This is a genomic window from Pseudoalteromonas sp. Isolate3 (assembly GCF_022398505.1).
GTDB classification, from domain to species: Bacteria; Pseudomonadota; Gammaproteobacteria; order Enterobacterales; family Alteromonadaceae; genus Pseudoalteromonas; species Pseudoalteromonas apostichopi.
In genome coordinates, this window is the sequence record NZ_JAKEVN010000001.1 from 97,273 (window position 1) to 122,243 (window position 24,971).

A 24,971-nucleotide genomic window follows, 5' to 3' on the forward strand; every position below is an offset into this window, starting at 1 on the left:
TACTAATCTTCTTTTTTATACTTAAGCTGACCCGCAATCCAAGTTTGTGTCACGTTTATATCGTGGATCTCTGAGACTGGCGCTTTGTAATAGTCTTTATCAATCAAGATAAAGTCAGCCCACTTTCCTTGCTCTAAACTGCCAAGTTTAAACTCTTGATGTGCAGCATATGCACCACCTAAAGTAAAAGCACGTAAAGCTTCATCACGCGATAGTAGCTCTTGTGGTCGCCAGCCGCCTTCTGGCAGCTGATTATGATCCATGCGAGTAATGGCTGAATATAAGCCGTCAAACGGATCAGCAAGCTCTACTGGAAAATCAGAACCCGCCGCAATCACTGAGCCTTGCGCTAAAAAGGTTTTCCAAGCGTAAGCCCCTTCAAGTTGTTTTTCAGTTAGACGTTGCTCTGCCATATGCATATCAGATGTTGCATGAACAGGCTGCATTGATGGAATGATTTTTAACGTTTTAAAACGAGGAATGTCTTCAGGAGTAACAATTTGTGCATGTTCAATTCGGTTACGAAGTAAAATTCCACCGGTTTTTTTAAACACATTTTCATAGGCATCTAGCACTACGTGATTGGCTTTATCACCAATTGCATGGGTGTTAGCACTAAAGCCATGGGTAAAGCTTAAGTTGAATAGTTGCTCAAGCTTTTCTTGGGTTTCAAGCATTAAGCCATGGTGATTTTTTCGATCTGCGTATTCCTCGATTAGGGCTGCACCACGACTTCCTAGCGCACCATCAGCATACACTTTGACACTACGAATCGACAGCATGTCATTCATATCTTTATATCGGCCCGCTTTAAGCATTGTTTCTAGCTGAGGATCAGCAGCACTTAGCATGGCTACTATTCTAACGGGAAGGGTGCTTTGTTCAGAGCGCTGCTTATACACTTGCCAGGTATCATAATCGATACCGGCATCATGGGTTGATGTAATCCCTAAACTAAGTAGATGTTTACCTGCATTATCTAATGCAGTATTAATGCTGGCATGGCTTGCTTTTGGTACATGCTGAGTAATAAGCGTTTCGGCTTTATCAATGAATACCCCTGAAGGTAAACCAGAATCCAGTTTTATAATTTCACCACCGGCAGGAGAGCGAGTTTCTTTGGTGATACCTGCAAGCTCCATTGCTTTTGAATTTACCCACACAGCATGGCCATCAACTCGAGAAAGCACTACGGGTTTATCTTTTAAATACTTGTCTAAATCAGCAGCATTTGGGAACTGTCCACCAGGCCACTGCTCTTGGTTCCAACCTCGACCAATGATCCAGCCTTGTTTATCTTTAGCAAACTCAGCTAGCATTTTGCCAACTTCATCTGCCGAGCGAGTACTTCTAACATCAAGTTGTGAAAGGTTATTACCTAAACCAATCACATGGCCATGGGCATCAATCAAACCAGGCAATAACGTGGCTTGTTGGCCATCAATCGTGGTGGCATCAGGAAAGCTTTTTTTGATTGAGTCATTACCGGTTTTTACAACTTTACCGTCTTTAAAAACCAGTGTTGAAAAGTGTTGAGTTTCACCTTTGTAGGTTGGTGTGTAACCATTTACATTGTAAATTACTGTGGTATTGGCAAAACAACTTATCGAAGCTGTTGCCAGTAAGCTGATGATGAGTTTCATAATCTTCTAATAGTTTTTATTGAATTATGAAAACATTATCAGAGTTGCAGTAAACTGCAACTCAGCAGCAATTAAATAATCAAATAGACATTTTTATTTACTTGCGTAGACCTTAAATTCACTCAGCGATAATTTATTATCTTTATCGCTGTCGTAATTTTTAAAACGTGACCATAGAGCAGGATCTCTTGCAGACTCTGAGCGAGTAAGGTAGCCATCGTCATTACGGTCAAGTTGTTTAAATTTTTCACCAATACTATCTGCAGCAAAACCCAATGTGCTAAATCCACAACATAAAATTAGGCTGGCAAAGGTTAATTTTGACATTACTTTAACTCTTGTTTGTTAAATAGTGTTTAAATTCTAGGAGCGAAATTTGTTGATCTTTATCTGTATCCCACTCTGCCATGCGTTTTTGCAAGTGTGGTTGGGATGACAGTTCTTGCAAAGACAAAAAGCCATTTTTGTCTTTATCTAAGTGATCAAATCTTTGTTTTACATCTAATGCTAAGCTATTGAAGCTTATTGTAATTAAGGTACATGAAGCAAGCCAGAAAATTCTCATAATTACACTCCTTTATAAATAAAAGTGCTTGCCATAATTTAACTCCCATAATTTAAATCCGTTTACACATTCCCTCTGGGATTATGGCAAGCACTTTAAGCCGTTAAGGTTTGAATTTTTCAAACTCTTGTTCAGACAAAACTTGATCGCCGTTTTCATCTAGGTCGGCAAATTGCTTAAGTAAGTTATCGTGCTTAGTCGCTTCAGCTAAAGAAATCTCACCGTCGGCGTTTGTATCAAATTTAGCAAATCGAACATCCATTTGTGATGCTAAAACGGTAGCGCTGATAACCAAAAACATGAGCGAAAACGCTGCTAAAAGTTGTTTCATTACAATCTCCTATTGAATAAACGACTGAAACTCAGAAAATGAAATTTGACCATCTTGGTTACTATCTATTTGAGTAAAGTTGCTATGTAATAATGCATCTTCAGATGCCTCTGCTTCACTCAAAAAGCCGTTACTGTCTTTATCTAGCTCGTTAAAAGTCGTTTGCAGATCGAATGCATAACAGTCTACCGTAACTAGGTTTATCAACACTGCGGCTGAAATGGCCGTAATCTTCATTTTGTGTCCTAAATGACTAATTTACTTTGTAGTTATCAAAATTGGTGCCAGTTTTTAAATGTGTTAATTATCAGTGGGTTATATATTTTGTGTGGTTTTTAATGCGAAATAGTTACAGAGTATTGTGTCTTTTTTGCAACGCTTTTTAGGCGACTAAGCTTTATTCACCTTGTTTCAATGAGTTAGCGTGTTGCTAAATAGCAACTATGTATCAGTTTTTGGGTAAAAGTCCGTACTTTTTAAGGTCGGATTCAGCGAGTGTCTAAGTTTATTCACTAATAATCAGCATCAGCAATTATGTTGAGAGTGAATATGCAAAATAAAGTAGCGATAAAAATGAAACAGTTAGTCAACTGGCGGCCTAGTCTCATTGGTCAGTTCGTTTGTAGTATTTTGCTGTCTTTACTGCCGTTATCTTTAGTGGTGATTTTGTTTTTAAATGCCCTTAATAAGCAGCTTGCGCTGACCCAAGAAATCGTCGGTGACAATTACGAACTTACCAAAGCATTCAATAACCTTAAACAAGACTTAAATAGTTTAGAAAGGGCGACTCGACAAAATTGGGTGCTTAAGAGTGAATCTCTCGATAGCCTGATTGCTAACAAGTGGCAATCTTCTTTGCAAAGTGTTGATGAGCTTATTTTTTTGAGCCCTACAGCTGATTATGTGTCGCAGTGGCGTCAGCTTGCTGAGGTATTACAATTTGCAGAGCAGCATTTGCTAGTTGAACAAAAGCAAGATGGTGAGCTGTTTGCTCCTGCTAGCAAGCTTATCAGTGAACAAACAAACTGGCTTAAAGAGCAAAATGAATTACGGATCACAAAAAACCAACAGCAATTAAAAGCACTACAAGCTTCATTTATTAATTGGTTAATAGCATTAATTCCACTCACGCTATTGGTAGGTGGTGGATTTCTATGGCGGATCAGCGGACGCCTACGAGAGCTTACCAATGTTATTGATAAATTAGGGCAAGGGCACTGGCAGCAAAAAATTCATGTTCGTGGTTCTTCAGAATTAGTTGAATTAGGCAATAAACTTGAATGGGTACAAGCACAGTTACATATGCTTGAGCAGCAAAAAGATACTTTTTTGCGTCATGTGACACATGAGTTGAAAACCCCCCTAGCTTCTATGGTTGAAGGCACAGATTTACTTGCAGATGAAATTGTTGGCCCAATCAATAGCGAGCAACAAGCAGTCCTTGAGCTAATAACACAAAGTATGGTGCGACTTAGAGTCATGATTGAAAGCTTATTGAGTTACAACGCTATCCGCACTAGTAAGCAAAGCCTGAGCGAGCTTAATTTTAACGTGATGATGAATAAAATTGAGCGTCATTTTGAGCACCGATTATCTGCGCGTGACTTATCCATTGTTTGGGTTAACGAGTTACCAAATAAGGCCTTGTTTATATCAATAGAACTACTTGAAATGGTGCTTATTCAGCTGACCTCAAATGCGTTAAAGTTTTCGCCAGAACATGAGTCAGTGATAATCAAGGCAAGCTTAAAGCAGGGGCAATTAATTTTGAATGTAAGCGACTTAGGCGAAGGCATTGATGATACTGAAAAAGCCGCTGTGTTCGGGGCTTTTTACCAAGGCAAGAATGCAAAACAACATACTGAAATGAGCAGCGGACTGGGTTTAACCATAGTCAAAGAAACCGTTGAGCAATTAAACGGTAAGCTCTCTATTACTGATAATGACCCTCAAGGGTGTGTATTTACAGCCATTTTACCAATTCAATTAACCCAAGGAGTTAACTGATATGGGCTTAGCTAATAAAGCCAGTTTTATGCTTGTTATAGGCACGTTTTTTATAACTGGGTGCACGCTCACGCAAAAGAATGTTGAGCCAGAACAAGTAGAGCCGAAAGCAGAGGTTAAACCTGATGGGCAACCTAACCCTAAACCTCGACCAAAAAGTGAGCCTTTGTATCCGTCCGCAAGTACCGTTATTGCATGGCATGCTGCCAAGTGTGGTGGCTTTAAAGCAAAATCTGACAAAGTAAATTATGTTGGTGAGAATGAACTAAAACGTCTTTTTGAGTCGATATGTTTATTCGCTGCTTCAGAACCTGAAAAGGCCCTTAACCTGCTTGATAAAAGCGACCGTGCTTATTATTGGCCAGATGATATTAAGCAGTATCTTTGGTTACAAAAGCAATATTTACAGCAAAGTTTAGCGGCAAAACAAGCAAAGCAAGCGCTGAGTGATGAAATGGAAAAAACCTTATCGTCGCTTGCGACTATCGAACAACAACTTCTGCTACGTGAAGAAACCAAGGAGCAGTAACCATGAATGAAGTAACAAAACCACGAGTTCTATTAGTTGATGACGATGCTAGTTTATTAAAGTTATTGGCGATTAGAATTGAGTCTAAAGGCTACTTGGTAAGTACTGTTGAAAGTGGCATTGAGGCATTACAAGCGCTAAAAAGCCAAACCTATGATGCGGTGATCACTGACTTAAGAATGGATGAAATGGACGGCATGGCCCTGCATCGCCAGCTGCAAAGTCGTTATCCTTCGATGCCGGTGATTATGATGACAGCGCATGGTTCGATTCCTGATGCAGTTGAAGCAACTAAACAAGGTATATTTGCGTTTATTACCAAGCCGGTTGATAAAGATGAGCTGTTCGACAGCCTTGCTAAAGCTATCGAGATCCATGGTGTACATGGTGATGAAACACCGACACAAACAAATATTGTCACCCGCAGCGGCGCGATGTTGCATTTACTTGAGCAAGTTAAATTGCTTGGCCCAACGCAAGTGAATGTGTTGATTTCCGGTGCCAGCGGAACAGGTAAAGAGCTGCTAGCACAAGCGATACATCAACATAGCCATGTTAGTGAAGGGCCATTTGTTGCTATTAACTGCGGCGCTGTGCCGGGGGAGCTTTTAGAGTCTGAATTGTTTGGTCATAAAAAAGGCGCGTTTACAGGCGCGGTAAAAGACCACCAAGGTTTGTTTCAACAAGCCCAAGGTGGTACCCTTTTTCTAGACGAAATAGGTGATATGCCGCTAAATTTACAAGTAAAGCTGCTAAGGGTTTTACAAGAGAAAACCATTCGCCCTGTGGGCTTTCAAGAAGAAATCCCAATTGATGTGAGGGTGGTGTCAGCGACTCACAAGAACCTCCCTGAGGCAATCAGCAACCAGCAATTCCGTGAAGATTTATATTACCGATTAAATGTGGTGAACTTAAAACTCCCTCCGCTTTGTGAGCGCAGAGAAGATATTAGTTTGCTAGCACAGCATTTTGCAGGTTTAATTGCTAAACGTATGGGACAAGAGCAAAAGCAATTTGCTAATGATGCGATGCATGCCTTGGTTCGCTATGACTGGCCGGGTAATATTCGTCAATTACAGAATGTGATAGAGCAGGTAGTAGCCCTAACACCTGGTAAAGTGATTGCAGCTCAGCTCGTAGAAAGTGCATTAAACAGCAATGCTAGTATTGCTGAGCCGCTTTCTTTAAATGATGCAAAAAAAGAATTTGAGCGAGATTATTTAATTAATACGCTGAAAATGTCAGCGGGTAATGTTGCCGAAGCCGCTAAGCTTGCGAAACGTAATCGCTCAGATTTTTATAAATTAATTAAAAAGCACAATATTAATGTTGAAAGCTTAATATAAGGAAAAACATGGCACTTTTTTTAGTCTATTTGGGCGGTCGTATTCAAGGATGCCACATTGAAATGCACGATGTTAGATTTGTCGTAGGCGATAACATTGAACAAACCTATTCAAAGCTTAAAGCACAGTGGGTGGGTGATAAAAGCAAAGTACATATGGATAGCTACATGCAAATTCAGCATATCGATGGCTATCAGGTTGAAGTAGTTGATACTCAACATAGCCAAGCTGAAAAACTGTATTTTGTGAATTTAGGTGCCTATCGAGCAGATAGCCTTGCTGAGCAACATGATTTTGCCTTGTACGTTGCGCGTAGCAGTGAAGAAGCAAAGCAACGCGCTAAAGAGTCTTTATTGGCTGGAATGACTCATCTTCATAAAGATGATTTACACGATGTGGACGATTGTTTTGCGATTGATTTGCTTGATAGCAACTTATCAATCAAATTAACGCCAAGTGGGCAGGCACAAGCCATAAAGCCCGACTGGTTTGGTTATCATGTATTGTGATATCTATGCTCAATAATACTTAATTAAGCGAGTTGGTATTAACTATTCTTGGTTATCGTTTTTGCTGGCAACTTTAAAGGCGATAATTACTAATCCAAACAAGGCAAATGGAAGTGCAGCAAGTAAATACTCAACGGTATGACTGTCTTGAAAGTTAGGCTGAAGTAGGAAGTGCCCTGCAACACAAAGCAGAATAGCCACGAATAAAACAGGCAGTAAAATCAGTTCTTTTTTAGGTGAGTGTTTTTTCATTACAGAATGCCATCTTTAGAAAGTGCGCCATTGTAATGATCTCGGCTTACTCAGGTCAAATAAGTTGCTTTGTAGTTCGCTTTATATTGCGCTGTATCAACTTTTTTTGTGTCAGTTTTTACTGGCTGCTTTTTTGGAGCCGCTTGTTTATCTGTTACTTCATTATGGTTAAATAGCCCCATAATGAATTCAATCTCTTCACGTTGTAATCCAGATCGCATGATGCTCTCCAAAAATATTTGCCTTTTGTAATACAAATGTTACGTTCTGTAATCTGAATTATTGGTGAATATAACGTCTCTAAACTGTAATCATATGTAACGCAAATGTACTTATTTAATAGGCAGCTTCACAGTAAACACAACACCTGTGCCATCATCTAAATTTTCTGCCAATACCTTACCGTGATGGTAATCGCAAATAAGCCTTACAATATATAGACCTAAACCCAAGTGGGGCTGCTGCTGATGTTGTTGGCTCCTCACAGATACCATTGAGTCAAAAATGTGTTCAACTAAACCATCGGGTAACAAAGGCCCTTGGTTGCTAATCGTTAATAGCGCATGTTGATCTTGCTTGGTTAAGCTAACTGAAATTGTGCTTTGTGGAGTTTTAAATTCAAGTGCATTGTTGATAAGTTTATCGAGTAATTGGGCAATAAACTCTGGTGCGCCACTGACATTCAATGGTTCTTTATCAAGCGATAGAGTAAATAGGCTTTCACCATAGGTTATTTGATAGCCTTGCATACATCCAGTGATCACCTTGGTGAGATCAAACTCTTCTGTTTCGGCGTTTTGAATGCTTTGTTCTAGACGCGTCGCTTCACTCATGGTGGTAATAATTTTACCTAATCGCTCAACCCCTTCACTGGCACGGTCTAAGTATTTTTGGCTGAGCTCAGATTGTGGCTGCATTTGTAAATTTTCAAGAGATGAACGAACAACAGCCACAGGTGTACGCAGCTCATGGGATAGCCGTGATGACATATTTTCTAAATAATCAGTATAACCACTTAAGCGACTAACAATATTGGCAAAGCTGCGAGAAAGGTCGCCAATTTCATCATTAGAGTCGGCATAGGTTATGTTGCCAGTGATCCGCCCTTGGGCATCAATGGCTTGTTCAGCATTATCACGTAAGCGGCGGATACGGCTGGAAATTCTTGAAGCAAAAAAGAACAGGGTCACAGTGCCAACAAGCATCACCGCTAAAATGACATTAAATAGCTTTTCTAGTGACTTGTTACGTAATGTACGCACGCCGTTGGTAGTTTCTTCTGCGATTACTGCACCAATTACTTTATCTTGGATCCAAATAGGGTAGGCGGCCGATAAAATAACGGCTTTGTTATCTGGAGTTAAGCGCCATGATGATGCGGGTTTTCCTTTTAAGGCACTCGCAATATGTGTGCCTTGCATCGCTGCTACGTCATGTAAGGTATCAATGAATTCATTCTCTGGGCGCGTCAGAATCTTATAGTACAGAGGGTGTAAGTAATCTTGCTCAAAACGTTGCCACCAGGTTGTTGCGGGCTCCTCTTTTAGGCCGTCTGCCCAAACACCATCGGCATGGTGAATTGAGCCTGATTGTGCAAGTACACGATGATGGTTATCGACCACCCAAATTCGACTGCCACTGTGGCCCATGCCTTTCAAAATACGGTTAATTTCTGGCGAAGGCACTAAAACAGAGCCGATATCATTGGGGTTTTGTAGGTTTGAGGTCGACATAAGCTGAGGCTCAACCTTGTCTTCATCCCAATCTTCAATCGCAAAACCAAGCTTATTACCTAGCATCGCAAGCGGAAAACGCAGCTCTATATTGTAACCCGTGTCGGTGCTTTTGAAATAGCCTTGAATTTTCGTGACAGGCTCTTGTGTTGTAGCATCAAAGGCATTAACCCAACCATCTTGGCGGGCGGCCACCACATAACTATTAAATTTACCTTCAGGTGTTTTTAACATGATCTGTAAGTGATCATTACGGGTAAAACTAAGCACATTTTTAGCACGATACACCAGTGAACTATCTGTGACTTTAAAAGCCGCATAAAGGAAGTTTTCGTATTTGCCTACCATGTGATCAAAACTTAGATCACTATCTTGATGATCGTTACTTAACCCCTGTAAGTAGCGCTTGTCATAATGCCAAAATAAACTTTGATAAGGTTGCCACTCCGACAATTTACCATCAAGTTGAATCGGGTTATTTAGGTTATAGGCATATAAATCTCGACCTTTTACAACTTGATCTAAAAAATTGGTTTGCGAGTCAAATAAAGCGGGCCGCTCATGTAATGCCGTTGCTAGCGCGCGGGTTGTACCAACTAAGGTTTTTTCTTGGCCTTGTCTTAAGAACTTTTCCATTTCCCAAACATATTCATAGCCAAGCCAAGGCAATAAAAACAAAAAGCAGGATAAGAAAATAAACTTTGTTCTAAGCCCAAAACGCAGCATTAAGCTTGCTCCCAGCGGTAACCCATACCGTACACTGTATCAATGCAGTCAAACGCATCATCTAAGGCAATAAACTTTTTACGAATGCGTTTTACGTGCGAAGTAATGGTGCTGTCATCAACATAAATTTTCGCATCACTCATTAATTCGTTACGGCTTTTTACATGGCCTGGGCGCTGTGCAAGTGAATGCACCATCCAAAATTCTGTCACAGTTAAATCAACCAGTTGCTCTTGCCAAAAAACCTGCATGCGCTGGGTATCTAACTTTAATGGACCGCGATGCAAAAGAGCGGTTTGATCAGCTGGTTGGTCGAAGGCATCAAGGCGCCTAAACAATGCGCCAATGCGAGCAGCAAGATGTGCCATACTGATGTCTTTGGTTAAGTAATCGTCAGCTCCCATACGCAGGCCGCATACGGTATCAATTTCGCTATCACGGGCGGTTAAAAATATAATCGGTAAGGTTTTAGATAGACTGCGTAATGTTTGGCAAAGTAAAAAACCACCATCCACTTCATGGCCAAGGCCAATATCAACAATGGCTAAATCTGGTAAAGATTGACTAAATGCCAGTTCAGCACTGGCTCTGTCAGCAAAGCCTACAACTTGATAGCCCTGAGCACTGAGCATTTCTGTGTAGTTTTCGCGGATTGCTGTTTCATCTTCAACGATTGCTATTTTCTTCATTGTTAATACTTACTTAAATTCTTTCTATAGCGAACTATACCTAATTTTTTGCCTTGCGTACTGGCAAAAACGCGATTGCCATTTTTCTGCCACAATTGCTCAGCAGTTTGCCTTTTTTGATCCCTTTTATTGCCATTTCGACTTGTTTCAATAGCTCCATACCAAGTTCGCAACACCAACCAATGTTGCCAAGCAATTAAGTAGAAAAAGGATTAAAACATGAAAAAATTAATTATTGCCGCTGTCATCACATCAGCTCTAACTGCAACCCCTTTTGCAGAAGCTGCGAGTAAAACAAAACAAGAGACACCGAAAGAAACGGCCATTGGCCTAGGTGCTGGTGCAGTTGTAGGTGGCATAGTAGGAGGCCCAGTTGGCGCATTTATTGGCGCGTTTGCTGGTGGCTTAATTGGCGAAAAAGAAGCGGCAGAAAACACCATTGATGAGCAAGCCCACGCATTAGTTTTAATGAAAGAGCAAACCGCAGATTACCAACAAGTGATTGCTGATAATGAAGCCCTTAGTGAGCAACTTGAATTATTAGCTGATGAAAAAGAGCAGTTACTACAAGCCCAATTAAACACCTTACTGGCTATGACGGTACAGTTTAAAACCGGCTCTAGCGAAATAGCTCCGCACTTTGCTAATCAACTCGACAAAGTCGCGCAGTTACTCATAGCCCAGCCAAATCTTGCTATCGATTTAAGTGGTTTTGCTGATCAGCGCGGTGATGAGCTAGCTAATTTAATGCTCTCGAAACAGCGTGTAAATGCAGTGCAAAGTTATTTGATTAAGCAAGGCGTGCCTCATACCCGTTTAACCGCAACCGCCTTTGGTGAGCAGCAAAGTGTCGCTGATTCAAATAACTACGAAGACAACGTGTTTGATCGCCGCGTAACCTTAACGACACGCCCTGTGGCACAAAGTCGTTTACGCACAGCGCAAAGTAACCACTAATTCATCTGTCGATGGAGTGACATAATATGTTGAGTAACCGTACCAAAAGGCTTCTTTTTGGGAGCCTTTTTATCCTCTTATTAGGCTATGCCGTTAATCCAGCATTTGCTGAAAATGCCAGTGCCGAACTGCGTTTTTATGATGACTCAAATAGCCAAGTGTCGTCGGGTTTATTAGTGAAAAACGATGTCACTATGACGCTCACCGGGCTTATTAATCATGTTGTTGTTAAACAGCGTTATCAAAACCCGCACCCATTTTCGGTAAATGCCCGGTATGTGTTTCCGTTGCCTGATGAAAGTGCTGTTCATGCCATGCAAATGCAAATTGGTGAGCGTATTATCACAGGCAATATTGCCCTTAAGCAGCAGGCTGAACAGCAATTTGAGCAAGCTCAAAAGCAGGGTAAACGTGCCGCTTTAGTGCGTCAGCAACGTGCTAATATTTTCTCTACCGATGTGGCAAACCTTGGAGCTGGTGAAGAAATTGAAATCACCTTGCAATATCAGGAGATCATCGGTTTTCGTGATGGTGTATTTTCATTGCGTTTTCCTACAACGATTACACCGCGTTACGAACCTTTGACGGCAGCGCTTCAGCAAACAGTTAATACAGAGAAAAAGTTTGAGCCAACAACTGACACAGAGCAAGTGGCATCAGCTTGGTTAAAACCTGTTTTTTACCGTGCGAAAAGCCAAGAGTCTGATGCGAGCTTAAACCTTGTTATCTCGATGGATATTGGCCTTGAACTGAGTGATATCAGCGCTAATTTAGCGGGCATGCAAATCGATAATCCAAGCTTTGGTCAGTACCAATTATCACTTAATCGTGATGTTCCAATGGATAGAGACTTTGAGCTCGAATTTAAACCCCTTGATAAAGCCCATTCACAAGCTGCATTTTTTACCGAAACAGTAGCAGGGCAAGAATATGGCTTACTGATGTTAGTGCCGCCAAGCGATCACTTTACCTCGCAGACACGCCTTTCGCGTGAAATGGTGTTTGTTATTGATACCTCTGGCTCAATGCATGGTCAATCTATGGAACAGGCCAAACAAGCCCTGTTCTATGCCTTATCGTTATTAGATGAAAATGACAGTTTTAACATTATAGGTTTTGATGACGAAGTGTCGGTATTAAGTGATACACCTATGATTGCCAATGATTTTAACATCCGCCGCGCAGAGCGCTTTATTTATGGTTTACAAGCAGATGGTGGCACCGAAATAGCAAAAGCACTGACTCAGGTACTTGATGGTAAACAGCATGATGGTTTTGTACGCCAAGTGGTGTTTTTAACAGATGGCAGTGTTGGTAATGAAACGCAGCTATTTAAGCAAATTCAAACGGGTTTAGGTGACAGTAGGCTCTTTACTGTCGGTATCGGCAGCGCACCTAATAGCTTTTTTATGACTAGGGCTGCCGATATTGGCCGTGGTACTTTCACTTTTATTAGTAGTACCAGTCAAGTACAGCCAAAAATGCAACTGCTTTTTAATAAGCTGGCACACCCCGCTGTTACAAAGCTTGCTCTTGAAGGCGATAAAGGTGCACTTGAATATTGGCCATCGCCGTTACCGGACCTGTATTTTTCTGAGCCTGTTTTGGTTGCAGTAAAGCTTGATGGCAGTCAGCACTTAACGTTAAAGGGGCAAACAAATTCAGGGCCAATGACCATTAATTTAGCAACGAATAATGCCGCAAGCGGTGAAGGTATAGCAAGGCTTTGGGCAAGACAAAAAATTAAGTCTCTGCTGCTATATAACGAAAAACAGGCGGTACGCGCAGAAGTCGAAACATTGGCACTTCAGCATCATTTACTCAGCCCTTTTACAGCCTTTATTGCGGTTGATAACTATGCGGGTAATGAGATTGCAGAGCGTTCAATGCAAGTACGAAACAAACTACCGAACGGCATGACACTTCCGCAAACCGACGGACAAAGCCGGGTGTTTATGCTACTGGGGTTGATGTTGATTGCATCCTCGTGGTTATGGCAATGGCGACGCTAAAAAAAGCGCTGCCAGTTTGCTGCGCATTACTAGGTATCGCATTGTTTGCTAATGGGGGATATATGCAGGCGAAGGCTTGGCTTGCTCATGTGTTAATTGAGTCGGCTTGGCAGCAAGCTTTGCTGAGTCCTTATGAGCAAGTAAGGCCATGGTTTTATGCCGATGGTTATGTCACCGCACACATAAATTGGCCAAGTCAGCAGCAAGAATTGACAGTACTTGCAGGTGCATCGGGGCGAAACCTCGCGTTTGCCCCCGGGCACTTTTTGCCAAGCGGTGAACTTGGCAGCTCAAAAGGGGTGTTAATAGCTGGCCATAACGACACCCACTTTGCATTTTTAAAACATGTTGTAGTGGGTGAGCAGTTCAGTGTGCAATTGCAAAATGGCCAGATTGAACACTATCAAGTTCGCAGCATAGATATTATTCATCAAAGCGAACAGGACTTTTTAGCTCAATCAGGCCTTTATTTATTAACCTGTTACCCTTTTGACTCGTTAGCTTCTGGAACTGAGTTTAGGCTACTGGTGTCGGCTGATAAATTATCGTCTACGTCAACTTTGAGTTCTTGATGGCGCTGACTAACAATAACACCGGCGAATACCACCGCAATACTCACCCATTGCCATACGGTTAGTACTTCGCCTAGTAGAATGGCTGACAAAATTAACGCAAAAATTGGAATCAGGTTTGAGTAAGCGGCAGCGGTTAACACCGACACCTTACTGATGGCGTAATTGTACATGCCATAGCCACCTAAAGTGACACAAGAACCTAAATATAAAATGCTCAGTAGGGCACTTAAATCGTGCTGATTTTCGCTTGGTAATTCGATAAAAAATAAAAAAGGCGCAAAGAACAAGCTACCACTAAACCCTTGAATTGCTATTAAGGTCAGCGGTGAGTAACGCGCTACTAAGTGTTTTACACTCACGGTATAAAATGCGGCGCATACCATCGCCATCAGCTCTAAAAAGTTACCAAGCAGTGGATTAGGGGCTTGTTCAGTACTTGGTGATAATAGCGTTAATAAAATACTGCCACCAATACACAAGGTAAAACCAACGACGATGGCTTTACTGATGTACTCTTTTAATATTAAGAACGCCAAAATAGCGACAATAATTGGCAAGCAAGAGACAATTACCCCTGCTTGCGATGCAGAAGTGTATTCTAGTGCATGGCCCTCAAATAAATAATAAAAGCAAGGCTCAGCTAGTGACATACCAATTAAGTACTTCCAGTCACCTTTTTTAAACTCAAAACGGATTATGTAGCGCCATAAACATAAGCTAATCAATAACGTGGTTAGCATTCTTAAAAAAATGACTAACACAGGATCATAAATATTGATTGCGTGCTTTAAAGCAATGTAGGAGCTGCCCCATAAAAAGGTCGCGATAATTAAGCATAAACTGGCTGGCATAGGTGTCGCTATTGAGTAAAAAAACGAGAACGCGATCCTAGCATGAATTTATTTAACTTGTTCAAAAACTGTTAGCTGGTATATATATACCCAAACTACCTCAATATGCAGAATATAAGAATCAAATGCAAAGACCACACGTCGTTGTTGTAAAGCTGGGCACAAGTGTGCTGACAGGCGGTACCGACAAATTAGATAAAGCGCACATGGTTGAACTTGTTCGCCAATGTTGCGAATTAAAAAAACAGGGTTATCAGGTTGTTTTAGTATCAAGCGGCGCGGTTGCTGCAGGTCGTGAGCAACTAATTACCCCCTGTGGTCGTTCTTTGATTGAAAAACAAATGCTTGCCGCTATCGGCCAAGGCCAGCTTATTCATATATGGCAAAGTCTGTTCGCTTTGTATGGGGTGAATGTTGGGCAAATGTTACTTACACGTGCAGATGTAGAAGACCGTGAACGTTACTTAAATGCCCGCGATACCTTAAATGCGCTACTTGCACATAATGTGGTGCCAATTATTAACGAGAACGACGCCGTGGCAACCGCCGAGATTAAAGTGGGCGATAACGATAACTTATCTGCTTTAGTCGCGATATTAGCGAATGCAGAAAAGCTGTTACTGTTAACTGACCAAGAAGGCTTATTTACAGGCGATCCTCGCTCTGATGCCAATGCAACGCTCATTAATGAAGTAGAGCACATTAACGATGAGTTAAGAGAGCTTGCTGGTGGCAGTGGTACAGCTTTGGGGACGGGCGGTATGGCAACTAAACTTCAAGCTGCCGATATTGCTCGTCGCGCTGGTGTAGAAGTAATTATCGCCAAAGGCGCGGGTAAAAATGTGATTCTAAATTGCATGGCCGATAAGCTCCCAGGCACACGCTTTTTAAAACTAAAGGCACCAAAAGATGGCCGTAAAAAATGGCTACTTGCAGGGCCAAAAAGTACGGGACAGTTGGTAATAGACGATGGAGCGATCGTTGCGCTTAAAGAGCGTGGCGCAAGTTTGTTAGCGAAAGGAGTCAAAACTGTACGTGGCTGTTTTGAGCGCGGTGATTTTATTGACGTCGTGTCGAGTCAGGGGCAATACATTGCTAAAGGACTTGTAAACTTTGACCATCAAGAAATTGATCAAATTAAAGGTTGTCATTCATCGCAAATTACTGAGCTGCTTACATTTGCATCAAGCAGTGAAGTAATTCACCGAGATGATATGATTTTGTTATAGTTTTTTAGTAAATCTGATAAAGTTAACTAAACTAAAGTGAGAAACAGCTTTTGAGGCTTTAATAGATGGCAGCTAACCCTTGCGGACATGACTGGGTTGTAGATATTACGCAGCAAGAAGATGAATTAGGGTTGGATCGGGCACTAATTAATGCCGTGACTGAGTTAGAAGGATTCTCTCGCTTTGCTATCTATATTAATAAGTTCTTTAAACCAGGCCTTCCAGCACGACTTTTAAATAGAGATTCTGTTATCGAAGAGCTCAGCGAACATGAAGTCAATGAGCTCATCGAAAAAGTCAGCCGTAATAAAATTCGTATTAGCCGTAACTATGGGTATGTTTCTACCTATGTGCCTATTTATTTCATGGGTAACGTTATTGGTGTGTTAGTAATTGAGTCAGAGAAAGAGCTTTCAGAGCGTGTAAGTATGTTAGCTATTTACATGCTTAATATATATGCCAATCAGGTATCTTTGCTTTATAAATCTCAATTAGATCCTTTAACTGAACTGCTTAACAGACAGACCTTTGATAAAAAAGTAATTGAAATAGCTTCAGAAGCCTCATTGCATACCAAGGAGCTTGACTCTAAGTATCGTCATTGGTATCTGGCTATAGTCGATATTGATCACTTTAAACGTGTGAATGATAATTATGGCCACGTTATTGGTGATGAAGTTATCTTGTTAGTGGCACAACTATTAAAAAATAACTTTCGCATTGAAGATTACGTTTTTCGTTATGGCGGTGAAGAATTTGCCGTGTTATTTCAAGCAAGTGACGAGTTAGATGCACGAAATGCTCTTAACCGTTTTCGAGGTTGTGTTGCAGAATACCCATTTCCTCAGGTTGGTAATTTAACTGTGAGTAGTGGTTTTATGCCGGTTTACGAGTTTGAAATGGTTGCAAGCCTTGTACAAAAAGCCGATCAAGCCCTATACCATTCTAAAAATAGTGGACGAAATTGCGTTACTGCTTATTCCGAATTAGATATCCAACAAAGCCAACCTCTAGATGATGATTCAATAGAGTTGTTTTAAGGTGTTGCAGAGCGCCTTGCTGTGTTAAAATTGCCCACTATTTTTAGAACCCTATGAGAAGGTGAGATGAAGTTCGTTCGTTGGTTATTAGGCCGCATCATTTTGTTTTTTGATTTTGTATTCACACCACGTAGTAAAAAGCGTCCGGCAGCTGAGCAAGCGGCGCTTGATTCAGTAACATCACAATTTAAGCTATATCAATTTAAGGCCTGCCCATTTTGCGTGAAAGTACGTCGTGCTATTAAACGCCAAGGTCTATCAGTTGAAACCCGTGATGCAAAAGGTAACGAGCAGTTTCGCCAAGAGCTTTTAGAGCAGGGCGGAAAAGTTAAAGTACCATGTTTACGTATTGAAGAAAACGGCCAAGTAACTTGGTTGTATGAATCAAACGATATCATTGCTTATTTAGATAAAGTCGCTGCATAAGGCGGCTTTTCACTTCGATTATAGTCCGTGCTGTGCTAGCATTTGGGCAAATTTTTAATTGTCTTTTGAGAGATATTACCATGACAATTCGCACCCGTGTTGCTCCGTCACCAACTGGCGACCCGCACCTAGGTACTGCATACATCGCATTATTTAATTACTGTTTTGCTAAGCAGCAAGGCGGTGAGTTTGTGCTACGTATTGAAGATACAGACCAAGTTCGTAGTACACCAGAATCAGAGCAAGCTATTATGGATAGCTTAAAATGGTTAGGCTTGAACTGGGATCACGGTCCAGATGTAGGCGGTGAGTTTGGTCCATACCGTCAATCTGAGCGTAGCGATTTATATAAGAAATTTGCGCATCAGCTAGTTGAGCAAGGTAAAGCATTTTACTGTTTTGCAACGAGCGAAGAACTTGACCAAATGCGTGAAGAGCAAATGGCAGAAGGCCTACGCCCAAAATACGACGGTCGTGGTTTAAATCTTTCTGAAGATGAAATTAAAGCGAATCTTGAAGCTGGTAAACCTTACGTAATACGTATGAAGATCCCAAGCGAGGGTACGTTTAAGTTTAACGATTATCTGCGTGGCGAGATTGAGATCCCATGGGAAAATGTAGACATGCAAGTGCTACTTAAAGCTGATGGTTTCCCAACTTACTTCCTTGCAAACGTTGTTGATGATCACCACATGCAAATTAGCCATATTTTCCGTGGTGAAGAATGGATCAACTCAGCGCCTAAGCTATTAAAATTATATGAAGATTTTGGTTGGGAAGCGCCTGTATTAGGTCACTTACCGTTACTTCGTAACCCAGATAAATCAAAGCTATCTAAGCGTAAAAACCCAACTTCAATCAATTACTACAAAGAAATGGGTTACCTACCAGAGGCACTATTAAACTATTTAGGCCGTATGGGTTGGTCAATGCCAGACGAGCGTGAAAAGTTCACGTTAGCAGAGATGATTGAACACTTTGATATGAAACGAGTGTCGCTTGGTGGTCCTATCTTTGATATTGATAAGTTAAGCTGGTTAAACGGTATGTGGATCCGTGAAAACTTATCTGATGCAGAATTAATGCAACGTTTTGTTGATTGGAAATTTAATTCAGAGCTATTCGCGAAAGTATTGCCAGAAGCAAAAACGCGTATTAATACGCTTTCTGACATGGTTGATCTTGCCGGTCACTTTGTGGGGGGGATTCCAAGCTATGATCCTGCGCTATTAACGGCAGGTAAAGCAGATGAAGATGTAATCCGTCAAGCATTGCAGTTCTTCATCTGGCAATTAGAAGGTTTACGCAGTTGGGAAAAGCCAGCGATTTTTGCTATCGCAAAAGAAGTGGCGACTTTCCATGAATTGAAGATCAAAGACTTTCTTGAGCCAATCTTTGTGGCTATCACAGGTAAGACTTCATCAACATCAGTACTTGATGCAATGGAAATTTTAGGCTCAGATCTTTCGCGTGCTCGTTTACGTGTTGCATTAGCACACCTTGGTGTGTCTAAAAAGCAGGCGAAAAAAATTGAGCGTGCATATCGCGATTATCCACAAGCTTAATTGTGATATTAGTTGCAAAAACCGAGCTTATGCTCGGTTTTTTGTTTTAGAAATTAAGCTAATTCACACTTTTAACAACATGCTTAATTAAGAGGTCTATTTTAATGCAAGAACCCCTTGTCAGTAACAAGGAAATAGTTGTTGGTTACTCAACCCTCCTTCGTTTTTTATAAAACTATTCGCGTGCAGCTTTCCTATAACATTCAATAGGAATGGGGATTTTAAAAAGATTTGCCCTTTTCAAAGTAATTTCCATGTTAACAATGCGTACAAAGCGCTACACGAATTTGCAACAGTTTTAAAACACCCTGTGGTTATATTGTAATTGTAAGCCGGAGATGGATATTCATGGTGCTTCAATAATTATTCAAATTAACTATCCAGGGGATACTTTATGCAAGTGAAAACACTCTCGATTGCTGTTGCCGCAGCTCTCTATAGTGCTAGCGCTGCTCACGCAGTAGGTGTTGATAACAATCTAGTCAAACACCAATTAAAAGCACCTAATATTACATTTGAAGAAGTAAAAGCGTTTAGCAAAGAGCTTAGTCAAGGTAACTCTTCAAGCATGTTGCAAAACGATGGTCTTAATGTTCAGCTAAACAGCAAAGCTAATAAATTTAAAGAAGAAGGCATTGATGGCGAACATATTTACATCATTCGTTTACGTGATAATGCTGTTGCCCTAGAAGCAAGCGATTTAACCTCGTCATTATCACAATCACTTCAAGCACAAGGCGTTTCAAAAGTATTCGAAAAAGGTCAAGCGGCAGTCTCTGCCGTAACTGATTATCAAAATAAATTGCTTTCAAAACAACGCACTGTAATGCAAAGCGTCACAGCTGTGACTGGTCGTACAGAGATGCGTCGTCAATTCACTAAAGCATTAAATGGTTTCTCTGTAAAAATGACAGAGCAAGAAGCAATGCGCGTTGCTGAGCTTGGTGCGGTTGTTTCTGTGATGCGCTCTAAGAACTATGACTTGCTTTCAGATGAAGGTCCTAAGCACATTGGCGCAGATCAAGTTTGGGATGGTTCAAGCGTTCCAAGTGGCATCAAGGGCAAAGGTGAAGGTCAAATCGTTGGTATCATCGATACAGGTATTAACTCAGATCACCCATCATTTGCGGCCGTTGGCGGTGATGGTTACGAACATGAAAACCCATTTGGTGCGGGCGTTTATGTAGGTGACTGTGTTGAAGAACCTGAAGAAATTCAATGTAATAATAAATTAATCGGTGTGCGTTCTTATGATGTGATCACTGATTCGTTTGATGCCATGATCCCTGGTTGGCCAGCAATTGGTGAAGATTATCAAGGTCACGGTTCGCATGTTGCATCAACTGCTGCTGGTAACGTGGTTAAGAACGTACCATTTATGCTTCCAAGCTACGGTGAAAATACCGATGGTAATATTTTAAAAGAAGACCTTTTCCCTGAAATCTCAGGTGTGGCACCGCACGCAAATATTATTGCTTATCAAGTATGTTACCCATCAAGTGATGAATACGTTGGCTGTCCCGGCGAGGCACTTGTTGCAGGTATTGAAGATGCAATATCGGATGGTGTTGATGTAATCAACTTCTCAATCGGCGGTGCAGACTCAAATGTTTGGGCAGATCCAGTGCAACTAGCATTCTTAGCAGCACGAGAAGCGGGTATCAACGTTGCAGCTGCGGCTGGTAACAGTGGTCAAGCTTGTGGTTCATCAGAATGTTTTGGTTACCTTGATAACTCATCACCTTGGCTTGCACAAGTTGCTGCAACAACTCATGGTCGTACTGTCGCTGTTGAAACTGCGGTAGAGTTTGCAGGCTTTGCGGACGAAACTTTGGGTTCAGAAGTACCAAGCTGGTCAGAAATGGGGCTTGTTGGGGGGGCAATCAACAGTGAAGAAATTACTGGTGTGGTTGTTTGGGCTAAAGATTACGAAGACGTAAATGGCTATAAAGATTACAACGGTTACTGTACTGCAGATTACCCAGAAAATACTTTTAACTTCTACAAAGATGGTACTGAAATCGCAGGTGCGGCCGATGGTAGCACGAATGTTATTGTTATCTGTCAGCGCCATGATGCCAATGACCCAGAAGCTAACGCGCGAACCGCAAAAGTAGATCATGTTAAAGCAGGCGGTGCAGATGGTTTCATCCTGTTTAACCGTGACCGTGATCAAGGTACTGTTCCTCAAAGCTATTCATTACCAGGTGTTCACTTTACATATGAGCAATGGAATGGAGTATACCCAGAAGATGGTTTAGAAGACTGGGTAGATAGTAATTCAGAGAAAGGCCACATGGTTACTATTAAACCAACCGTAATTGAGCGTCGTGTGGATGCTGAAGATGCGGATTGGCTAGCTACTTTCTCATCACGTGGTCCGTCATACTCAAACGTTGAAGTTTTAGCGCCGACTCTAGCTGCACCAGGTGTAGATATTTACGCAGCTTACTCTGATGAGCATCCGTTCGTGACGCCGCATGGTCAAGATTATGCGGCAATCAGCGGCACGTCGATGGCATCACCACATGTTGCCGGTTCAATGGCATTACTTCGTCAGGTTCACCCTGATTGGACTGCTGCTGAAGTACAATCAGCATTATCAATGACAGCTGAGAATGTTGTTAAATATCACCGTTTAAACGACCAAAATGATGTGGTTGCAGATGCGAAAACTTATCGCTCTGGTGCTGGTCGAATTAATGTAGCATTAGCAGCAAAGGCTGGCTTTGTTATGGATGAAACTGCTGATAACTTTTTAGCAGCAGATCCATACAATGGTGGTACGCCGCATAAATTAAACTTACCAAACCTTGTTAACTTCTCATGTGCGCCAGAGTGTCAGTGGGTTCGTACCATTAAGGCAACTGAAGATGGCACGTGGACTGTAAGTCATGAAGATGTTGAAAACTGGGCGTTTGATGTTAATTCACAATCAGCTCAAAACGGTGTGAACATTGATATCTTCCCGAAAACCTTCACTCTGAAAAAAGGTGAAACACAAACAATCATTGTTAAAGCATCAATCATGGATACCCAAGATTGGTTCAGTAACTCTGAAGTTGAGCTTCATACAAACCTTGTTTTCCAAGCCGAAGAAGCGGATATCCCAGATGCGCATTGGCCTGTGGCGTTCAAATATGACCGTGGTAACTTACCATCATCATTAGAGACGACAGCTCACTCTAATGAGGGAACATATGTTGCTAAGGGCATTGTATTGCCAAATGTAGAAGCGCCAGTAGCACGTGCATATCAGCCAGTAAAAGCAGATATCACAACGGTGACTTTACCAAAAGATGATGAACGTACCTTCCCTTGGACGATGAACCGCACAGGTGATGTGGATACAGCTGATATTTTAGATGAAGCAACATTTACTAAGTTTGTGACAGTACCAGCTAACTCAAAACGTTTTATTGCAGAAACTGTTGCTGTTGAATCTGAACTAGAAGGCACCTTGAACGTATTAAACCCTATTATTTATGTAGGTAAAGACTACAATGGTGATGGGATTGTTCAGCCACAAGATGAAATTTTGTGTGCATCTAACCACAAGATTTATAAAAACTTCTGTAATATTAATAACCCAGAAGAAGGCGAGTATTGGGTTGTTGCTTATAGTCCGAATAAAGCGTCAGTGGGTGCAGTTGAAGAAACCTTTGAACTTGCAACAGCGATTGTCTCAGACCAAGTTGCTTCAGGTATGACTGCGAGCCTTCCAGGAAGTGATGGTCAAAATACTGTTGAAATGACTGTTGACTGGGATATGGACCTTGATGCTGACAGTGTGTACTACTCACTTCTTGATGTAGGCACGTCGGCAGTAAACCATGGCAACCTAGGTTCTATTCCATTTAAACTTAATCGTGGTAATGACGTTGCTCATCTTGATGCGCCATATACAGGTGCAAAAGTAGGCGATATGGTACCTTACACGTTTGAAGTGTTAGCGAATAACTCAGGTGTAGACCGTGAGTTCTCATTGGAACTTGATATCCCTGCAGGTCTTGATATCAAAGCAGAAAACGTAATGGTTTCAACAGCATCTGAAATCAATGTTGAAATTGCTGACGGCAAAGTAATTGTAACTGGCACACAAGCGGATACTCGCGATGTTGAGCCTGACTATATCGTAACCGATAACATCACTGATGAAATGTGCCGTACGCCTGATTTTGGTAACTCAAACCCAGGTGGCTATGTTGACTTGGCAGAGTTCGGTATTATGCCTATGCTATCTGGTTTTGATGAGGATAACCTGTACAACTCTCGCATGGGTTATTCACTCCCAATTGCTAGTTTTTATAATGGCGCATACGACACATTCAGCCTTTATAATAATGCTGAAAATACTAATATCCAAAACTCGATAATTCAAATTCGTGGTATGGGTACAGTAAACACCAATGGCAGCCGTTACTTCTACCCTGTGCATAATCCGTTCCCTTATAACTCATTCCCATATGAGAACATGGGTCCATTATGGCGTGGTTGGGAATTTAGTGACCACGGTTTATTACGCTCTGTAATGTCGGTTGGCTTATCGTCTGACGAAGGTATTTCACTTGCAAGCACAACAACAGGTTGGGGTATCGTTGAGTGGGATAACGCATCAGACTACGACAACCCTGTTTATGATCGCTCTACGGGTAAATACACTTATACAAAACGTGATAACTCATTTGACTTCCAAGTGTTATTCAATGCTAATACTCGTTTTGGTAAAGGTGAACATGAAATTTACTACGCATACGATAATTTAGATTTTGGCAGCACTCGTCCTGCAGGTAGTATCGGCTTACAAGGTTTCCGTGGTGCGCAGTATGAGTATGGTCCACTTGAAAATTACCGTGGTATCCAAATTGCTTATAACAACCTAGATGAAGTAATTAGCGATGATTATGTTGTTTGTATGGATTACATAGGTCCAGAATCATCACAGTTTGAAGTGACTGCATGGGCTGAAGTTATGCCTTCGGCAGCAGGTCAAACACTTGAAGTTGGTGCGAAAGCTGCTATCTCAGGTCTTAATGACATGATTTCAACAGCGACACTGGCAATTCCGGGTAATATCACTGTTGTTGCACTTGATGACATGGTAACTACTGAGGAAACACCAATTAGCTTTGAAGTTCATCACATTGATGAGAAGAACTCGAAGAATGAAATCTCAGTAATTTCTGATGATGTTACCTATGAAGTTGATGGCGATACAGTAACGATTACACCAAACGAGAACTTCTCTGGTGAAACAGAAGTAACTGTAATGGTGTCTGATATCGAATATCCATCAGATGCTGCAAGTACAACCTTCATGTTAACGGTTGAAGCTGTTAATGACGCACCAGTTGTAGTTGTTGAAGCAAGTGCTCAGCAAGTTACTGAGGGCAGCGTTATTACTTTAGATGCATCTGCATCACATGATTTAGACAACGATGAGTTAACTTTCTCATGGGAAGGCCCAGGTGCAATAGCAAGCCCAGCATCAGCAATCACTGAAGTATCAGGTTTAACGGCTGGTGAGCATCAGTTTACTGTAACGGTAAGTGATGGTATTGAAGCGATGGAGCTTGGTGTAACTGTGACGGTAACCGCACAAGAAACAACTGTGGTTCCTGAAGAAAAAGCGAAATCATCAAGTGGCTCACTTGCTTGGTTAACTATGTTATTAGCAGGTTTTGCAGGTGTTCGTCGCCGTGTAAAACGAAACTAATAAATCCCTAAGTATGTTATGTGACAAAGGGCCCTAGGGCCCTTTTTTGCGTCTAGTAAAACCTAATGGGCATTTATTAATAACCAAAAAGAATATCTAAAATTGAAAACCTATGTAGCAAAATGTACAGGCAGTTTTATATTTTTTTCAGTGTGTTAATTTAAAGATAAGGTATAAAAGGGATGCCTTGTGCACTTTGTATGGTAAAAAAATTATACAAAGATGCGTGCAAACGATATGATCGTTCCCGATTGGGTAAAGACTAAAAAG

Annotated in this window: 22 protein-coding genes; 12 read left to right on the plus strand and 10 right to left on the minus strand. The window is 41.3% G+C overall.

Annotation, left to right across the window (positions count from 1 at the left end):
• Positions 1-2: 2 nt before the first annotated feature.
• The 5 genes from L1D46_RS00435 to L1D46_RS00455 form a co-directional block, all read right to left on the minus strand.
• On the minus strand, positions 3-1,643 hold the full coding sequence (locus L1D46_RS00435) for an amidohydrolase (protein WP_130050738.1): 1,641 nt from the start codon (positions 1,641-1,643) through the stop codon (positions 3-5).
• 93 nt (positions 1,644-1,736) lie between these two features.
• Positions 1,737-1,970: an EF-hand domain-containing protein gene (locus tag L1D46_RS00440; protein WP_130050739.1), complete on the minus strand. Its 234-nt coding sequence runs from the start codon at positions 1,968-1,970 to the stop codon at positions 1,737-1,739.
• Positions 1,971-1,974: 4 nt separating this feature from the next.
• On the minus strand, positions 1,975-2,208 hold the full coding sequence (locus L1D46_RS00445; RefSeq protein WP_130050740.1) for an EF-hand domain-containing protein: 234 nt from the start codon (positions 2,206-2,208) through the stop codon (positions 1,975-1,977).
• A gap of 103 nt (positions 2,209-2,311) precedes the next feature.
• On the minus strand, positions 2,312-2,539 hold the full coding sequence (locus tag L1D46_RS00450; RefSeq protein WP_130050741.1) for a hypothetical protein: 228 nt from the start codon (positions 2,537-2,539) through the stop codon (positions 2,312-2,314).
• Positions 2,540-2,548: 9 nt separating this feature from the next.
• Positions 2,549-2,776, minus strand: a complete 228-nt coding sequence (locus L1D46_RS00455) for an EF-hand domain-containing protein (protein ID WP_130050742.1) — start codon at positions 2,774-2,776, stop codon at positions 2,549-2,551.
• A 312-nt stretch (positions 2,777-3,088) separates the two neighbouring features.
• On the opposite strand from L1D46_RS00455, the gene L1D46_RS00460 reads away from it, so the two are divergent.
• Genes L1D46_RS00460 through L1D46_RS00475 form a run of 4 tightly spaced genes read left to right on the plus strand, consistent with a single transcriptional unit; the run spans position 3,089 to position 6,930 of the window.
• Positions 3,089-4,546 carry a HAMP domain-containing sensor histidine kinase gene (locus L1D46_RS00460; RefSeq protein WP_239976530.1) on the plus strand — a complete coding sequence of 486 codons (1,458 nt, stop codon included), beginning with the start codon at positions 3,089-3,091 and terminating at the stop codon, positions 4,544-4,546.
• A 1-nt stretch (position 4,547) separates the two neighbouring features.
• Positions 4,548-5,075, plus strand: coding sequence for a hypothetical protein (locus tag L1D46_RS00465; RefSeq protein WP_130050744.1), 528 nt, complete (start codon positions 4,548-4,550; stop codon positions 5,073-5,075).
• A gap of 2 nt (positions 5,076-5,077) precedes the next feature.
• Entirely contained in the window at positions 5,078-6,421 is a 1,344-nt protein-coding gene (locus tag L1D46_RS00470; RefSeq protein ID WP_167658755.1) for a sigma 54-interacting transcriptional regulator, read from the plus strand.
• 8 nt (positions 6,422-6,429) lie between these two features.
• Positions 6,430-6,930 (plus strand): DUF1543 domain-containing protein, encoded by a 501-nt coding sequence (locus L1D46_RS00475; RefSeq protein WP_239976531.1) that lies wholly within the window; start codon positions 6,430-6,432, stop codon positions 6,928-6,930.
• 42 nt (positions 6,931-6,972) lie between these two features.
• Here the strand turns inward: L1D46_RS00475 and L1D46_RS00480 are convergent, their stop codons facing one another.
• From L1D46_RS00480 to pdsR, 4 genes are all read right to left on the minus strand, one after another.
• A complete protein-coding gene (locus L1D46_RS00480; protein ID WP_239976532.1) occupies positions 6,973-7,182 on the minus strand; it encodes a hypothetical protein in 210 nt (69 codons plus the stop codon).
• A 50-nt stretch (positions 7,183-7,232) separates the two neighbouring features.
• Positions 7,233-7,403: a hypothetical protein gene (locus L1D46_RS00485; RefSeq protein WP_167658756.1), complete on the minus strand. Its 171-nt coding sequence runs from the start codon at positions 7,401-7,403 to the stop codon at positions 7,233-7,235.
• Between the two features lie 111 nt (positions 7,404-7,514).
• A complete protein-coding gene (pdsS, locus tag L1D46_RS00490) occupies positions 7,515-9,641 on the minus strand; it encodes a proteobacterial dedicated sortase system histidine kinase (protein WP_178927347.1) in 2,127 nt (708 codons plus the stop codon).
• Positions 9,641-10,330 (minus strand): proteobacterial dedicated sortase system response regulator, encoded by a 690-nt coding sequence (pdsR, locus tag L1D46_RS00495; protein ID WP_063527939.1) that lies wholly within the window; start codon positions 10,328-10,330, stop codon positions 9,641-9,643. The genes pdsS and pdsR overlap by 1 nt, the downstream gene beginning before the upstream one ends.
• 219 nt (positions 10,331-10,549) lie before the next feature.
• On the opposite strand from pdsR, the gene pdsO reads away from it, so the two are divergent.
• Genes pdsO through L1D46_RS00510 form a run of 3 tightly spaced genes read left to right on the plus strand, consistent with a single transcriptional unit; the run spans position 10,550 to position 13,871 of the window.
• Positions 10,550-11,287 (plus strand): sortase-associated OmpA-like protein PdsO, encoded by a 738-nt coding sequence (gene pdsO, locus L1D46_RS00500; RefSeq protein WP_167658758.1) that lies wholly within the window; start codon positions 10,550-10,552, stop codon positions 11,285-11,287.
• Positions 11,288-11,313: 26 nt separating this feature from the next.
• Positions 11,314-13,299, plus strand: coding sequence for a marine proteobacterial sortase target protein (locus L1D46_RS00505; RefSeq protein ID WP_239976534.1), 1,986 nt, complete (start codon positions 11,314-11,316; stop codon positions 13,297-13,299).
• The gene (locus tag L1D46_RS00510) at positions 13,287-13,871 is read left to right on the plus strand and encodes a class GN sortase (RefSeq protein ID WP_239976535.1); all 585 of its coding nucleotides are present in this window, start codon (positions 13,287-13,289) and stop codon (positions 13,869-13,871) included. The genes L1D46_RS00505 and L1D46_RS00510 overlap by 13 nt, the downstream gene beginning before the upstream one ends.
• Here L1D46_RS00510 and L1D46_RS00515 read toward each other — a convergent pair.
• A complete protein-coding gene (locus L1D46_RS00515) occupies positions 13,781-14,725 on the minus strand; it encodes a DMT family transporter (RefSeq protein WP_130050752.1) in 945 nt (314 codons plus the stop codon). The genes L1D46_RS00510 and L1D46_RS00515 overlap by 91 nt on opposite strands.
• Positions 14,726-14,850: 125 nt before the next feature.
• Here L1D46_RS00515 and proB point away from each other — a divergent pair, with 125 nt between their 5' ends.
• From proB to L1D46_RS20875, 5 genes are all read left to right on the plus strand, one after another.
• The gene (gene proB / locus L1D46_RS00520; protein WP_239976536.1) at positions 14,851-15,954 is read left to right on the plus strand and encodes a glutamate 5-kinase; all 1,104 of its coding nucleotides are present in this window, start codon (positions 14,851-14,853) and stop codon (positions 15,952-15,954) included.
• Positions 15,955-16,019: 65 nt separating this feature from the next.
• A complete protein-coding gene (locus L1D46_RS00525) occupies positions 16,020-16,994 on the plus strand; it encodes a GGDEF domain-containing protein (protein ID WP_178927344.1) in 975 nt (324 codons plus the stop codon).
• A 66-nt stretch (positions 16,995-17,060) separates the two neighbouring features.
• Positions 17,061-17,420, plus strand: coding sequence for a glutathione S-transferase N-terminal domain-containing protein (locus L1D46_RS00530; RefSeq protein ID WP_054560852.1), 360 nt, complete (start codon positions 17,061-17,063; stop codon positions 17,418-17,420).
• An 80-nt stretch (positions 17,421-17,500) separates the two neighbouring features.
• Positions 17,501-18,985: a glutamate--tRNA ligase gene (gltX, locus tag L1D46_RS00535; protein WP_130050755.1), complete on the plus strand. Its 1,485-nt coding sequence runs from the start codon at positions 17,501-17,503 to the stop codon at positions 18,983-18,985.
• 394 nt (positions 18,986-19,379) lie between these two features.
• The gene (locus L1D46_RS20875; protein ID WP_275668379.1) at positions 19,380-24,701 is read left to right on the plus strand and encodes a S8 family serine peptidase; all 5,322 of its coding nucleotides are present in this window, start codon (positions 19,380-19,382) and stop codon (positions 24,699-24,701) included.
• Positions 24,702-24,971: the final 270 nt, after the last annotated feature.